Annotated in this window: 12 protein-coding genes; 4 read left to right on the top strand and 8 right to left on the bottom strand. The window is 66.4% G+C overall.

The annotated features are described in order from the left end of the window. Positions 1-2: 2 nt before the first annotated feature. Both parC and parE read right to left on the bottom strand, forming a co-directional pair. Positions 3-2,252: a DNA topoisomerase IV subunit A gene (gene parC / locus V6X63_RS07010; RefSeq protein ID WP_367978497.1), complete on the bottom strand. Its 2,250-nt coding sequence runs from the start codon at positions 2,250-2,252 to the stop codon at positions 3-5. 25 nt (positions 2,253-2,277) lie between these two features. Further along, positions 2,278-4,170, bottom strand: coding sequence for a DNA topoisomerase IV subunit B (gene parE, locus V6X63_RS07005; RefSeq protein ID WP_367978496.1), 1,893 nt, complete (start codon positions 4,168-4,170; stop codon positions 2,278-2,280). A 124-nt stretch (positions 4,171-4,294) separates the two neighbouring features. Here parE and V6X63_RS07000 point away from each other — a divergent pair, with 124 nt between their 5' ends. Both V6X63_RS07000 and ispA read left to right on the top strand, forming a co-directional pair. Beyond that, a complete protein-coding gene (locus tag V6X63_RS07000; RefSeq protein WP_367966056.1) occupies positions 4,295-4,546 on the top strand; it encodes an exodeoxyribonuclease VII small subunit in 252 nt (83 codons plus the stop codon). Then, a complete protein-coding gene (gene ispA, locus V6X63_RS06995) occupies positions 4,530-5,420 on the top strand; it encodes a (2E,6E)-farnesyl diphosphate synthase (protein WP_367978495.1) in 891 nt (296 codons plus the stop codon). Before V6X63_RS07000 ends, ispA begins: the two co-directional genes overlap by 17 nt. 11 nt (positions 5,421-5,431) lie before the next feature. On the opposite strand, the gene typA is transcribed toward ispA, so the two are convergent. The 5 genes from typA to V6X63_RS06970 all read right to left on the bottom strand — a co-directional run bounded on the left by typA (position 5,432) and on the right by V6X63_RS06970 (position 11,429). After that, the gene (gene typA, locus V6X63_RS06990) at positions 5,432-7,273 is read right to left on the bottom strand and encodes a translational GTPase TypA (protein WP_367966054.1); all 1,842 of its coding nucleotides are present in this window, start codon (positions 7,271-7,273) and stop codon (positions 5,432-5,434) included. A gap of 94 nt (positions 7,274-7,367) precedes the next feature. Further along, on the bottom strand, positions 7,368-8,834 hold the full coding sequence (locus V6X63_RS06985; RefSeq protein ID WP_367978494.1) for a TrkH family potassium uptake protein: 1,467 nt from the start codon (positions 8,832-8,834) through the stop codon (positions 7,368-7,370). A 3-nt stretch (positions 8,835-8,837) separates the two neighbouring features. Continuing rightward, entirely contained in the window at positions 8,838-9,518 is a 681-nt protein-coding gene (locus V6X63_RS06980; protein WP_367966052.1) for a potassium channel family protein, read from the bottom strand. A gap of 40 nt (positions 9,519-9,558) precedes the next feature. Further along, positions 9,559-10,566 (bottom strand): serine/threonine protein kinase, encoded by a 1,008-nt coding sequence (locus tag V6X63_RS06975; protein ID WP_367978493.1) that lies wholly within the window; start codon positions 10,564-10,566, stop codon positions 9,559-9,561. After that, positions 10,563-11,429 carry a PHP domain-containing protein gene (locus tag V6X63_RS06970; protein WP_367978492.1) on the bottom strand — a complete coding sequence of 289 codons (867 nt, stop codon included), beginning with the start codon at positions 11,427-11,429 and terminating at the stop codon, positions 10,563-10,565. The genes V6X63_RS06975 and V6X63_RS06970 overlap by 4 nt, the downstream gene beginning before the upstream one ends. A gap of 69 nt (positions 11,430-11,498) precedes the next feature. Between V6X63_RS06970 and V6X63_RS06965 the strand changes: the two genes are divergently transcribed. Both V6X63_RS06965 and argF read left to right on the top strand, forming a co-directional pair. Then, positions 11,499-12,695, top strand: a complete 1,197-nt coding sequence (locus V6X63_RS06965) for an acetylornithine transaminase (RefSeq protein WP_367978491.1) — start codon at positions 11,499-11,501, stop codon at positions 12,693-12,695. 19 nt (positions 12,696-12,714) lie between these two features. Further along, positions 12,715-13,620 (top strand): ornithine carbamoyltransferase, encoded by a 906-nt coding sequence (gene argF, locus V6X63_RS06960; RefSeq protein WP_367966048.1) that lies wholly within the window; start codon positions 12,715-12,717, stop codon positions 13,618-13,620. Here argF and phoU read toward each other — a convergent pair. Next, positions 13,614-14,336, bottom strand: a complete 723-nt coding sequence (gene phoU / locus V6X63_RS06955) for a phosphate signaling complex protein PhoU (RefSeq protein WP_367978490.1) — start codon at positions 14,334-14,336, stop codon at positions 13,614-13,616. The two genes, argF and phoU, sit on opposite strands and share 7 nt — an antisense overlap. Between the last annotated feature and the right edge of the window lie 22 nt (positions 14,337-14,358).

Raw genomic sequence — 14,358 nt, 5'->3', positions numbered from 1 at the left:
TTCTACTCCCTGATCAGCGGCGAAAGCCCGTCGACACGCTGGAAGCCACGCGGAAGGGGCCGTCCGCGCCGGCCACGTTCACCCTCATAGGCCGCCAGGTCGGCCGGTTTGAGCGTCAGCGTCCGTTTGCCCGCGTGCACCACCAGGGCCTGCTGTGCGACGAGCGTGCATAGCCCGACCACCTGCTCACTGCCATCCCGGCGCTGCGCCGCCGGAATGTCGATGAGCTTGTTGCCCTTGCCACGGGCCAGCTCCGGCAGCTGCGCGAGCGGGAAGACCAGCAGGCGTCCGGCGCTGGTCGCGACGGCCACCCGGTCGGCATCGCTCTGCAGCATGACCGGCGCCAGGATATGGCCGCCGGAGGCCAGGTTGAGCACCGCCTTGCCGGCCTTCTGACGGCCCTGGAGGTGTTTCATGCGGGTGACGAAGCCATACCCGGAGTCGGCTGCCAGCAGCGTGCCGTCTTCGGGCTCGCCACAGAGCACATGGACAAAGTGTGCGCCCTGCGGCGGCTGCAGCCGCCCGGTGAGGGGTTCGCCCTGCCCGCGGGCCGATGGCAGCGTATGCGCCGGGAGGCTGTAACTGCGCCCCTGGGTATCCAGAAAGACCGCGAGCTGGTTACTGCGTCCCGGCGCGGCATCGGCAAAGGCGTCACCGGCACGGTAGGAGAGTTTTGTCGGATCCACCTCATGGCCCTTGGCGGCACGCGCCCAGCCCTTCTGCGACAGCACGACGGTGACGGGCTCGCTGGGCACGAGGTCGCTCTCGCTGAGTGCCCGGGCGCTGCTGCGGGCGACCAGCGGCGAGCGTCGGTCATCGCCGTATGCTTCGGCGTCGGCCTGGAGCTCCGACTGGATGAGCCGCGTCATCCTCGCCTCCGAACCCAGGGTCTTCTGCAGCTGCCCGCGCTCCTCGGCGAGTTCATCCTGCTCGCCGCGGATCTTCATTTCCTCGAGCCGCGCCAGATGCCGCAGGCGCAGTTCGAGGATGGCCTCGGCCTGGGTATCGGTCAGGCCGAAACGCTCCATCAGCGCCGGTTTGGGCTCATCCGCCTCGCGGATGATGGCGATCACCTCATCGATATTGAGATAGGCGACCAGGAGGCCTTCCAGCACATGCAATCGCGCCTCGACCTTGTCCAGACGCCACTGCAGGCGACGTCGGACAGTCCCGCGGCGGTATTCCAGCCACTCACCGAGCAGCTCCCGCAGATTGCGCACCCTTGGACGACCATCCAGACCGATGACGTTCAGGTTGACCCGATAGGTCTTCTCAAGGTCGGTGGTGGCAAAGAGATGCTGCATCACCTCCTCGGCATCCACACGGTTGGAGCGCAGGGTGATCACCAGCCTGGTGGGGTTCTCATGATCGGACTCATCCCGCAGATCCTCGACCATCGGCAGCTTCTTCGACTGCATCTGGGCGGCGATCTGCTCAAGCACCCGGCTGCCTGAGACCTGGAACGGCAGCGCGGTGACGATGACATCGCGGCCGTCCCGCTCCCACTGCGCCCGCAGGCGCAGCCCGCCATGCCCGGTCTCGTAGAGCCGACGAATATCCTCCGCCGGCGTAATGACCTCCGCCTCGGTGGGAAAGTCCGGTCCCTTGATGTGCTCGCAGAGCGTCGCCACGTCGGCTTCCGGCTCGTCGAGCAGGCGGATGCAGGCGGCGGCCACTTCCCGCAGGTTGTGCGGTGGAATATCAGTGGCCATGCCAACGGCGATCCCCGTGCCACCGTTCAGCAGCACATTGGGCACCCGGGCCGGCAGCGTGACCGGTTCGTCGAGACTGCCGTCGAAATTGGGCTGCCACTCCACGGTCCCCTGCCCCAGTTCCTGCAGCAGCAGCCGCGAATAGGGCGCCAGCCGCGCCTCGGTGTAGCGCATCGCGGCGAAGGACTTGGGGTCGTCCGCCGACCCCCAGTTGCCCTGGCCATCCACCAGCGGATAGCGGTAGGAGAACGGCTGAGCCATGAGCACCATGGCCTCGTAACAGGCCGAATCACCGTGGGGGTGATACTTGCCCAGCACATCGCCCACGGTGCGGGCGGATTTCTTGTGCTTCGAGGCCGCCGACAGACCGAGCTCGGACATGGCATAGACGATGCGGCGCTGGACCGGCTTGAGGCCATCGCCGACGTGGGGCAGCGCCCGGTCCAGGATGACGTACATGGAGTAGTCGAGGTAGGCCTTCTCGGTGAATTCGTGCAGTGGCCGCTGCTCGAAATCATGGGCTCCGGTGTGCTCGGTCATTGCCTTTGGCTTTCTCCTGTCGAATTCAGACCAGTACGTCGGCGAGATCGCCCTTGCGCTCCAGCCATGCACGGCGCTGTGCCGCGGCACGCTTGCCGAGCAGCATGGCCATCAGGTTTTCGGTTTCCTCCGGCGCATCGACGGTGAGCTGCACCAGGCGCCGGGTATCCGGGGCCATTGTGGTCTCGCGCAGCTGCAGCGGATTCATCTCGCCCAGTCCCTTGAAACGGGTGGTCGCCACCTTGCCCTTGCGATTCTCGGCGCTGATGCGGTCGAGAATCCCCTGGCGCTCCTCCTCGTCGAGGGCGTACCAGGTCTCCTTGCCGACATCGATGCGATAGAGCGGCGGCATGGCCATGAACACATGCCCCGCCCGGACCAGGGCAGGGAAGTGGCGCAGAAAGAGCGCGCAGAGCAGCGTGGCGATGTGCGCGCCATCCGGGTCGGCATCCGCCAGCACGCAGACCTTGGCGTAGCGCAGACCGCGCAGATCCTCCGACCCCGGCTCGATGCCGAGCGCCACGGCGATATCATGGACTTCCTGGGAGGCCATGACCTCGGCGGGATCCACCTCCCAGGTGTTGAGGATCTTGCCGCGCAGCGGCATCACCGCCTGGAACTCGCGATCACGGGCCTGCTTGGCGGAACCGCCGGCGGAGTCTCCCTCCACCAGAAAGAGCTCGCTGATGCCGGGATCCTGGCTACTGCAGTCGGCCAGCTTCCCCGGCAGGGCCGGCCCCTGCGTGACGCGCTTGCGGGTGACCTTGCGCGCCGCACGCATCCGGCGCTGGGCACTGGCGAGCACCAGTTCGACCAGCTTCTCCGCCTCACCGGTATGCTCGTTGAGCCACAGGCTGAAGGCATCCTTCACCACCCCAGAGACGAATGTCGCACACTCACGGGAGGACAGCCGCTCCTTGGTCTGCCCCGAGAACTGTGGTTCCTCGAGCTTTACCGACAGGACGTAGACCACGCGCTCCCAGACATCCTCCGGCGCGATGCGCACGCCGCGGGGCAGCAGGTTGCGGAATTCACAGAACTCCCGCAGCGCTTCCGTCAGCCCGGTCCGCAGGCCGTTGACATGGGTTCCGCCCTGCAGCGTGGGAATGAGGTTGACGTAGCTCTCCTGCAGGGCCTCGCCGTCCTCGGGCAGCCAGGCCACGGCCCATCCGGCCGCCTCATGCTCCGCGGTAAACTCGCCGGTAAAGGCAGCCTCGGGCAGACGCTCACTCTCCCCCAGTGAACTGGCCAGATAGTCCGCCAGGCCCTTCTCGTAATGCCAGACCGTTTCCTCACCGCTGCCCTCCTCGAGCAGACGCACGGTCAGCCCGGGGCACAATACAGCCTTGGCCCGCAGCACATGCCTGAGCCTTGGCAGTGAAAACTTCACCGAATCGAAATAGCGGGCGTCCGGCCAGAAATGCAGCCGCGTGCCGGTGTTACGCCGACCGACCTCGCCCATGGCCTCGAGGTCGCGGATCTTCTCGCCATCGGCAAAGGCCATATGCCATTCCCGGCCATCCCGCCGGATCATGACTTCGAGCCGCGTTGACAGGGCATTCACCACGGAGACACCAACGCCGTGCAGGCCGCCCGAGAACTGATAGCTCTCGCGGGAGAACTTGCCGCCGGCATGCAGCCGGCTGAGGATCACTTCAACGCCGGGGGCGCCCTCCTCCGGGTGAACGTCCACCGGCATACCGCGCCCATCGTCACCCACCGACAGCGAACCGTCGCGGTGCAGGGTGACATCGATGCGCCTGCAGTGGCCGGCGATGGCCTCATCGACGCTGTTGTCGATGACCTCCTGGGCGAGATGGTTGGGCCGGGTGGTATCGGTGTACATCCCGGGGCGGCGACGCACCGGGTCGAGGCCGGTGAGGACCTCTATGGCCGCAGAATCGTAGCGTTCGCTCATGGGCCGGGACTTTTCCTCCAGTGGATTCCTGTCACGTGCAGACGGGGGGTCAGCGCCGGAGTGTACCGCCTGGCAACCCGCCGGGCGAGTGCGTCCATCATCGCCTCACGCTACACTGGGCGTCATGAGCGAAGATACCGCAATGCCCGATTTCGAGACGGCACTGAAAACGCTGGAAACCCTCGTCGAGCGCATGGAGCGCGGCGAGCTCACCCTTGAGCAGTCGCTGGAGTGCTTCGAGCAGGGCATCCGCCTCACCCGCGAATGCCAGAAGGCGCTGGCCGAGGCGGAGCAGCGGGTGGAGATCCTCATGGGCAAGGATGCCGACGCCGGACCCGAGCCTTTCGGCGAGGCGGACGATGCCGGAACTGACTGAGACGCTGAACGATGGCCAGCAGCGCGTTCAGGCCGCCCTCGACCAGGTATTGCCCGATCCCGCACTGACTCCCTCGCGCCTTCATGAGGCCATGCGCTATGCGGCCCTGACGCCTGGCAAGCGCCTGCGACCCTTCCTGGTCTATCAGGCCGGTGCGCTGTTCGGTGAAACCGGGGCCGTACTGGACGCACCGGCCTGTGCCGTGGAGATGATCCATGCCTACTCGCTGATCCACGATGATCTCCCCGCGATGGACGATGATGACCTGCGGCGGGGCCAGCCTACCTGCCATCGTGCCTTCGACGAGGCCACCGCCATCCTGGCGGGCGATGCCCTGCAGGCACTGGCCTTCCGACTGCTCGCCGAGCCCGGACTGCTTGATGCCGGGCGACGGATCCGCATGGTCGAAGAGCTTGCCCGGGCGGTCGGCTCGCGGGGCATGGCCGGCGGCCAGGCCATGGACCTGGCGGCGGTGGGCCGGCAGCCGGACATCGCCGAACTCGAGGATATGCACATCCACAAGACCGGCGCACTGATTCTCGCCAGTCTCCGCCTCGGTGCACTCTGCGCGCCGCATGCCCTGGAGGCGGACGCTCAGGCCGCCCTTGACCGCTTTGGTCACTGCATCGGGCTGGCCTTCCAGGTCCAGGACGACATCCTCGATGTCACCGGGGACGCGAATCACACCGGAAAGACCAGCGGCGCCGATGCACGGCGCGACAAGATCACCTATCCCGGCCTCATCGGACTCGAGGAATCACGCCGATTCGCTGCCGAGCTTCGCGATGAGGCCATGGACGCCCTGACGCGGTTCGGCGCTGCCGGCGACACGCTCCGCTCGCTGGCCGATTACATCATCCAGCGCGACCACTAGGCCGGCTGGGCTCAGGCGCCGGCCTTGGCGGCCCGTTTACGCTCGTGCTCGAGCAGGTGCTTCTTGCGGATGCGGATCGCCCCCGGCGTCACCTCCACCAGCTCGTCATCATCGATGAACTCCAGTGCCTGCTCCAGCGTGAGGCGCTGCGGGGGGGTCAGGATGATGTTCTCGTCCGATCCGGCCGCCCGCACGTTGGTGAGCTGCTTGGCCTTCATCGGGTTGACCACCAGGTCATTGTCGCGGCTGTGAAGACCCACGACCATGCCCTCGTAGACCTCCTCGCCCGGCCCGATGAAAAGCTTGCCACGGTCCTGCAGGTTGAACAGCGCATAGGCAAGGGCCTTGCCCTTGGCCATGGCGATCAGCACACCGTTGACCCGCTGTCCGTAGTCGGCCGGCTTGACCGGTCCGTAGTGATCGAAGACGTGATACATCAAACCGGTGCCCGAAGTGGCCGTGAGGAACTCGGTCCGGAATCCAATCAGTCCGCGAGCGGGAATGATGTAGTCGAGCCGCACCCGTCCGCGGCCATCCGGGAGCATATCGGTCAGCTCGCCCCCCCGCTCGCCGAGGCGCTGCATCACCGCGCCCTGGTAGTCCTCCTCAACGTCCACGGTGAGCTGCTCGAAGGGCTCCTCGAGCCGGCCATCCACCTCGCGGGTGATCACCTCCGGACGCGAGACACCCAGCTCATAGCCCTCGCGCCGCATGTTCTCGATGAGAATGCCCAGATGCAGTTCGCCGCGGCCCGATACCCGGAACTTCTCCGGGTCCTCGGTATCCTCGACCCGCAGCGCGACGTTGTGCACGAGCTCGCGCATCAGGCGATCGCGCAGCTGCCGGGACGTGACGTATTTCCCCTCCCGACCGACAAACGGCGAGGTGTTCACCTGGAAGGTCATGGAAACCGTTGGCTCGTCAACCGTGAGCGCCGGCAATGCCTCCACCGCATTGGGGTCGCAGAGCGTATCGGAGATGTTGATACCGTCGATTCCGGTGAAGGCGATGATATCCCCGGCGCTCGCCTCCGGCACCTCCACCCGCTCCAGGCCCATGAACCCGAGCACCTGGAGGAGCCGCACCGGGCGGCGGTTGCCGTCGCGATCGACGCAGGCGAGGTTCTGGCCGCTCCTGATCACGCCGCGATCGATCCGGCCGATGCCGATGACGCCGACGTAACTGTTGTAGTCGAGGGAGATGACCTGCATGCGGAATGGCCCTTCGGCGTCCACCTCAGGCGACGGCACGCTGTCGCGGATGAGCTCGAAGAGCGGCGTCATGTCGCCGCTGCGCACATCGGAACCGGTGCCGGCATAGCCGTTCAGCGCAGAGGCATAGATCACCGGAAAGTCGAGCTGCTGATCACTGGCCCCGAGGTTGTCGAACAGGTCAAAGGTCTTGTCCACCACCCAGTCGGGCCGGGCGCCCTCCCGATCCACCTTGTTGACCACCACGATGGGCTTGAGGCCCCTCGCCAGTGCCTTCTGGGTGACGAAGCGGGTCTGCGGCATGGGTCCGTCCACCGCGTCCACGAGCAGGAGGACCGAGTCGACCATCGACAGCACCCGTTCGACCTCGCCACCGAAGTCGGCATGGCCCGGCGTATCGACGATGTTGACGCGCAGATCCTGCCATTCGATGGCGGTATTCTTGGAGAGGATCGTGATGCCGCGCTCGCGCTCCAGATCATTCGAATCCATGATCCGTTCCTGGGCCTCTCCGCGGGATTCCAGGGTGCCGGACTGCTGCAGCAGCTGGTCGACCAGCGTGGTCTTGCCATGGTCAACGTGGGCGATGATGGCGATATTGCGCAGATTGCGCACATCGGTGGGGTTCGGCGTCGTCGTCATTGAAGGTTCCTGGCGGCCCGCGAACGGGCGGATAGTGCAAAACACACCATTGCACAGGTTGCGCGGGTCAATGGGCGGCGCACTCCCCCCGAAGCTATCGCCGTCCCAGGAAAAACGCCACCAGCAGCAGCAGTGGAAAGACCTCGAGTCGGCCGAGCAGCATCAGCATGCTCATCACCAGCGCCGACCCGCTATCCAGCTCCGGTCCGGCGATCCCTACGCCCAGACCATTATTGAAGATCGCCGACGCGGTATCGAAGAAGATATATGACAGGGGCACGTCCTCGGGCATCCAGTAGAGCATGAGGAACACGCCGGCCAGCCACAGCAGGATGAACACGCTCACCAGGCGCAGCGCCGTGTGGCCGAGGGCCGCCATCTCCTCCGGCGTGATGCGGTTGCCGTTGTAGCGCAGCACCACCACCTCATGCGGAGTGGCCCGCAGACGGCGCAGCTGGCCAATGACATCCTTGAACAGCAGACCGACCCGCAAGTGTTTGATCCCACCGGCGGCCGAACCGGCCATACCCCCCATGGCCAGTCCGACCAGCAACAGCAGCAGCGACGCATTGTCCACTGTCGTCAGGTCGACGGAGGCGACGCCACTGGCGGTCATGGCCGAGACCCAGAGGACGAGTGAGTTGACCGGATCGCCCGCACCACTGACCAGCCAGCGGTGCACCCAGAGGATCAGGCTGCCGAACACCAGCACATAGACGAAGACCCGGACTTCCAGCAGCTGCCAGAGCGCCCGGAACCGGACGCGCTGGACCACCATGCGGTAATGCACCAGAAAGCTGATGGCCCCGACCAGCATGATCGGGACATACGCCAGTTTGACCTGTGCCGAGGCGTTGGCGATGCCGTCATCGGTAATGGTGAAACCGCCCGTGGAGATCGCCGCCATGGCATGGTTGATCGCGCGCCAGAGCGGCTCACCGGCAAACCATAGCAGCCCGATGCCGATCAACGTGTAGCCGACATAGATCGCCCAGATCGCCTGAACGGTGGATTTGACGGTGGGCAGGATCTTCTCGTCACGCGCCTCGGAGAAATACAGGTTGATGGCACCGCGCTCCGCCGGAATCACCGCCAGCAGGAGCAGGATGACGCCAATGCCACCGATCCACTGAATGAAGCTGCGCCACCACTGGATGTGGTGCGGCAGCTCCGAGGCGGCGGCCACCACGGTCAGTCCCGTGGAGGTGAAACCCGACACCGACTCGAAGAACGAATGCGCGGGATAGCGGAAGAACGCGGTCGCCGCCTCCATCGACGGCGGCGCGATATGGGCGCTGATGAAAAACGGAATGGCACCGATCATGGTGATCAGCAGCCAGCTGATCGCAGCGATCAGCATCGACTGGTAGCGATAGAACTCAGTGGGCCCGCGGGTCACCCAGATCAGCACCTGAGCGGGGATCAACGACACTGCGGCGGTCACCAGCAGGCCGACGGTGCCCCATCGCTCATCACCCCACCAGGCAATGGGCAGGGAGACCAGGGCCATCGCGCCGGGCACATGCAGCAGGAAGCCGACGCCGCGCAGGATCTCGCGCACGCCTTACCCGCCCTGCCGTTTTTCCCGAAAGATCCGCCGCCGACGACCGCGCAGGCGCTCGGCCGCAAACAGAATGATCGCATCCCCTTGCTGCAGCCGATCATCGTCGGCAAGCGGCCGGGTGTGGCCATCGCGCACCCGCGCAAGGAGTTCCAGGTCCTCGTTCAGGAGACGGCGCCCGCGGATCTCCGCGGCGCTCAGTCCGATCAACGGCGAGTCGTCATCGAGCCGGAGCTCGATGATCTGCTGGCCACCGCGCAGGGTGGTGACATCGTTGATCTCCGGTAACAGGGTGATATCGAGCAGATGCTGCGCGACCAGACGCTCCGGATCGCCGAGTACATGCACCCCGAGGCGCCTGAACATGCCGGTATGGGAGCTGCGGCTGACCGTGCTGGTGAGTGTCTCGACCCCGGCCTCCTTGGCCAGGAGCACCGCCATGAGGTTGGTGGAGTCATCATCCGTGGTGGCGATGAGCGCCTCTGCCCGGGCCAGTTCACTCTCCTTGACGAAGGCGTCGTCTCCGACGTCCATGGACAGGACGCGGACATCATGGTTTTCGGCGCAGGCATCGGCCAGTTTCGGATCGCTCTCGACCACGATGAGCTCGTTGTTGGTGCCCGCGAGCGCCTGTTCGATCAGATTGACGCCGACGGGCCCGGCGCCGATTATCACCATCATCATTGTCTTTCAGTCCCTCCGTGGGAATGGCCGGCGGCTGCCATCATACCGGCAGCGGTGGCTCCTGCATCGCCGCGACCTGCTCGCGCAGGGTCAGCACATGATCCTCCCAGTAGCGCTCGGTGCCGAACCAGGTGAACGCCACCGGGAAGGCAGGATCATCCCAGCGGCTGGCCAGCCAGGCCGCGTAACTGATCAGCCTCAGGGTGCGCAGTGCCTCCAGCAGGTGAAGCTCCCGGGGATCAAAATCGTGGAACCGTTCGTAGCCGGCCAACAGATCGGCAAGCTGCACCGTGCGCTCCTCGCGTCCGCCACTGAGCAGCATCCAGATATCCTGCACCGCCGGCCCGCTGCGGGAGTCGTCCAGGTCCACGATATGCGGGCCGTGGTCGGTCCAGAGGATGTTGCCCGGGTGCAGATCGCCATGCAGCCGGATGGGCGAGCGGCCGTCGGCCTGATGAAAGGCCGCATCAACCCCCGACAACAGCTCGTCGGTGACCTGCCGGTAGCCGGTCTCCATGGCAGGCGGGATCCAGCCGGACTCCAGAAGCCAGTCGCGGTTGCCTTTCCCCATGGCGTCGGGGTCGATGGCCGAGCGGTGGCGGAAGGAAGCGGCCTCGCCCACCGCATGCAGACGGCCCAGCAGGCGGCCGAGCCATTCCCGCGTATCGGCATCGTCCAGTTCGGGGGCATGACCGCCATGGCAGGGATAGAGCCCGAAGCGGAACCCGCTGGCGTGATGGAGTGTGCGGCCGTCGGTCGCAAGCGGCGGCACCACCGGGATATCGAGTGCCGCGAGTTCGTCGGCGAAGGCGTGCTCCTCGAGGATGCTGGCGTCGCTCCAGCGGCCGGGCCGATAGACCTTCAGGATCAGTGGCGCGTCGTCCTCCACGCCGAGCTGGTAGACGCGGTTCTCATAACTGTTCAGGGCGAGCAGTCGGCCATCGGCCCGAACGCCCGCCGACTCCAGCATGTCGAGGAGCAGCGCCGGCTGCAGGGCCGCGAAGGGATGTTCGCCGGAGATGCCGTCGCCGGCAGGGGTCTCATTCATGCCACCCCCTCCATGGACGTCCATACCGGCGTGAGATCGCCGGGAATGGGGGCGAGGCGACCGATCTCGACCCAGCGGAAATCCGGGTCATGAAAGTCCGAGCCCATGGAAGCACTCAGACCGAACCGCCGCGCCAGTGCCGCGGCGGCCACCAGATCGTCGCGACCACCGCCGCCGTTGGAGACCTCGATCGACGTGCCGCCCGCCGTGACGAATGCCTGTATCGCCGCCCGCAGTGCCCCGCGGGAGAGCCGGTAACGCAGCGGGTGCGCAAACACGGCTACGCCCCCGGCGGCATGAATCCAATCCACCACCTGCTCGATGCCCGCCCATTCGACTGCCGCATAACCGGGTCGACCGCGCTGCAGGTAGCGATCGAAGGCGCTCTGCATGTCGCGGACCACGCCGTCGGCAACCAGGGCACGCGCGAAGTGCGCCCGGCCAGGCACACCCTCGCCCACCAGTTCTGTCGCCCTGGCGGCGATGCCCTTCATGCCCGCCCGTTCCAGCCGCTCGCCGATCCGCGCCGCGCGTCGGCGTCGCTCCGCCTGCTGCGCCGTCACTCCCATAGCCAGTGCCGGATGAGACGGATCAATATCCAGTCCGACGATATGGACCACGCCCCGCGCCCAGCGGGCCGAGAGCTCGATCCCGGCAAGGCAGCGAATGCCCTGCCGCCGGGCCGCCGCCTGCGCCTCGGCAATGCCCCCGAGGGTGTCATGATCGGTGAGCGCCATCAGCTCAACCCCCCGGGCCGCGGCCCGCTCCACCACCGCGGCGGGCGCCAGACGCCCGTCGGAGGCGGTGCTGTGCATGTGCAGATCGATGGCGCTCATGGGCATCGGTGGGTCGCTTGTGGCCATAACCCCCCCATCCTATAATGAACGGCTCGGCAGCCGCAGGCTGCCGTTTGTTTTTCGGAGGTCATTGCCATGTCAGCGGCCCTGATGCCCACCTACGCCCGCCTGCCTGTCGCCTTCCGGCGGGGACGCGGTGCATGGCTGGAAGACACCGACGGGCGCCAATACCTTGATGCCCTCTCGGGGATCGCGGTCTGTGGGCTTGGCCATGCGCATCCGGCGGTCGCCGAGGCGGTGGCCGGCCAGGCGCATACGCTGATCCACACCTCCAACCTCTACGAAGTGCCGCATCAGAGCGAGCTCGGCGAGCGGCTCTGCACCCTGGCGGGACTCGAGCAGGTCTTTTTCGCCAACAGCGGCGCCGAGGCCAACGAAGCCGCGATCAAGCTGGCGAGGCTATACGGCCACGCGCAGGGTATCGAGGCCCCGGAAATCATCGTCGCCGAAAATGCCTTTCACGGCCGCACGCTGGGCGCACTCACCGCCACCGGCAATCGCAAGGCGCAGACCGGCTTCGGTCCACTGCCCGAAGGGTTCGTCCGTGTGCCCTACAACGACCCGCACGCCGTTGCGGCGGCGGCCAGCGAGAGAACCGTCGCCGTGTTCGTCGAGCCGATCCAGGGCGAGGGCGGCATCGTCATCCCGGATGCCGGGTATCTCGCGGCGCTGCGGCAGGTATGCGACCAGCATGGCTGGCTGCTCATGCTCGACGAGGTGCAGTCGGGGGTGGCCCGCACCGGGCGCTGGTTCGCGCACCAGCATGCGGGCATCAAGCCTGATGTGGTCACGCTGGCCAAGGCGCTCGCCAACGGGGTGCCCATTGGTGCCTGCATTGCCGGAGGACCGGCCGCCGGCGTCCTCGGACCGGGCAGCCACGGCACCACCTTCGGCGGGAATCCGCTGGCGAGCCGTGCCGCACTGGCGGTGCTCGACGTCATTGAGGCCGATCATCTGGCGGCGCGGGCCGGGGCACTTGGCCGGCGGATACTGGAAGGATTTCGCGAGGCGCTGGCGGATCACCCCGGAATCCACGACATCCGCGGTCGTGGCCTGATGATCGGCATCGAGCTCACCGGACCCTGCGCTCATCTGGTCCGGGAGGCACTGGATGCCGGCATCCTCATCAATGTCACGGCCGGCAGCGTGGTGCGACTCCTGCCGCCGCTGATCCTCACGGATGACGAGGCCGACCGGCTGGTCAACACCCTTACCCCACTGATCGCGAATGCGGCCCGGCAGCTTGCCGGATCGACCGCCGATCGTGCCTGAACCCGACAGGGAGGTTCCGATGTCACTGCGCCATTTCCTCACCCTGGCAGACATCACTGCCGAAGAACTGGAGACGCTGCTCCGGCGGGCCGCGGAACTGCGGGCCCTGCATCGTGCCGGAGAGCTGCATGAGCCCCTGCGCGGGCGGGTGCTGGGCATGATCTTCGAGAAATCGTCCACCCGGACGCGGGTGTCTTTCGAGGCCGGCATGGCCCAGCTCGGCGGCAGCGCGATCTTTCTATCGCCGCGGGACACCCAGCTTGGCCGCGGCGAGCCCATCGAGGACACGGCCCGCGTCCTGTCCGGCATGGTTGACGCGGTGATGATCCGCACCTTCGACCACGACAACGTCGAGCGCTTCGCCGGTGCCAGCAGTGTCCCGGTGATCAACGGGCTCACCGACGACCATCATCCCTGCCAGCTCCTCGCGGATCTGCAGACCTGGCAGGCCCATCGCGGCGAGATCCGCGGACGCAAGGTGGCCTGGATGGGCGATGGCAACAACATGTGCCGCTCCTGGATGCAGGCGGCGGACATGCTCGACTTCCAGCTCACCATCGGCTGCCCCGCGGACTACGTCCCCGAGGATCTGGCGGATCATGCCAACAGCCGTCACGAAACCAGCCCCATGGCCGCCGTCGAGGGGGCCGATCTGGTGGTCACCGATGTCTGGGCCAGCATGGGGATGGAGGACGAGGAGCAGGGCCGTCTTGTGGCCTTCCGCCCCTACCAGGTGAATGAGGCCCTGATGGAGGCCGCCGCCGGGGAAGCGCTGTTCATGCACTGCCTCCCGGCCCATCGCGGCGAGGAGGTCAGTGCCGGCGTGCTCGACGGACCGCGGAGCGTGGTCTGGGAGGAGGCGGAAAACCGCCTCCATGCGCAGAAGGCTCTACTGGAGTGGCTGGTCACCGAAAACCGTCAGTGACGGTCGCCGGTGGCCTCCTCGGCCATCTGCTCGAAGCTGGTGTGACGGACATCCTTGCCGCGCACGAAGTACACGACGTACTCGCAGATATTGCGCGAGCGGTCACCGATCCGCTCCAGTGAACGGGTCGCCCAGACGATATCCAGCACCGGTGGGACCGACTTGGGATGATTCTCGAGGTCCTTGACCAGGTGGCGGATGATGGAGTCGTACTGGGCGTCGGCCTTGATGTCCTCCTGAGCGACCCGCACCGCCTGCTCGGCGTCCATGCGGGCAAACACGTCCAGCGCACCGCGCACCATGCCCTTGACCTGCTCGCCGAGCGCGGCGATTTCCGCCATCGGACTGCGGCGGCGATCCTCCTCGAGCAGATGCAGCGCCATGCGCCCGACCCGCTCGGCCTCATCGCCGATGCGCTCAAGATCGGTGATGGTCTTGATCACGGCGACGATCAGTCGCAGATCGCTGGCGGTGGGTTGGCGTCGGGCCAGGACGTTGGTGCAGGCTTCGTCGAGCTCCACCTCCATGGCGTTGATGCGATAGTCGGAGGTGACCACCTGTTCGCCCTTGGCCTGATCGCCGTCCACGAGGGCGTCCAACGCGGCCTCGAGCTGCTGCTCGACCAGACCGCCCATGGTCATGACCCGGGTGATGATGTGCTCCAGGTCCTCGTTGTACTGACGCGATATATGCTGCGTGAAACTCTTTTTGTCCATGGCGTATGCCGCTCCTGCCGGC

The sequence above is a fragment of the Spiribacter onubensis genome, from assembly GCF_040838425.1.
GTDB lineage: Bacteria > Pseudomonadota > Gammaproteobacteria > Nitrococcales > Nitrococcaceae > Spiribacter > Spiribacter onubensis.
Note: the sequence above shows the minus strand (reverse complement) of the source record. Positions and strands in the feature narration are given on the sequence as shown.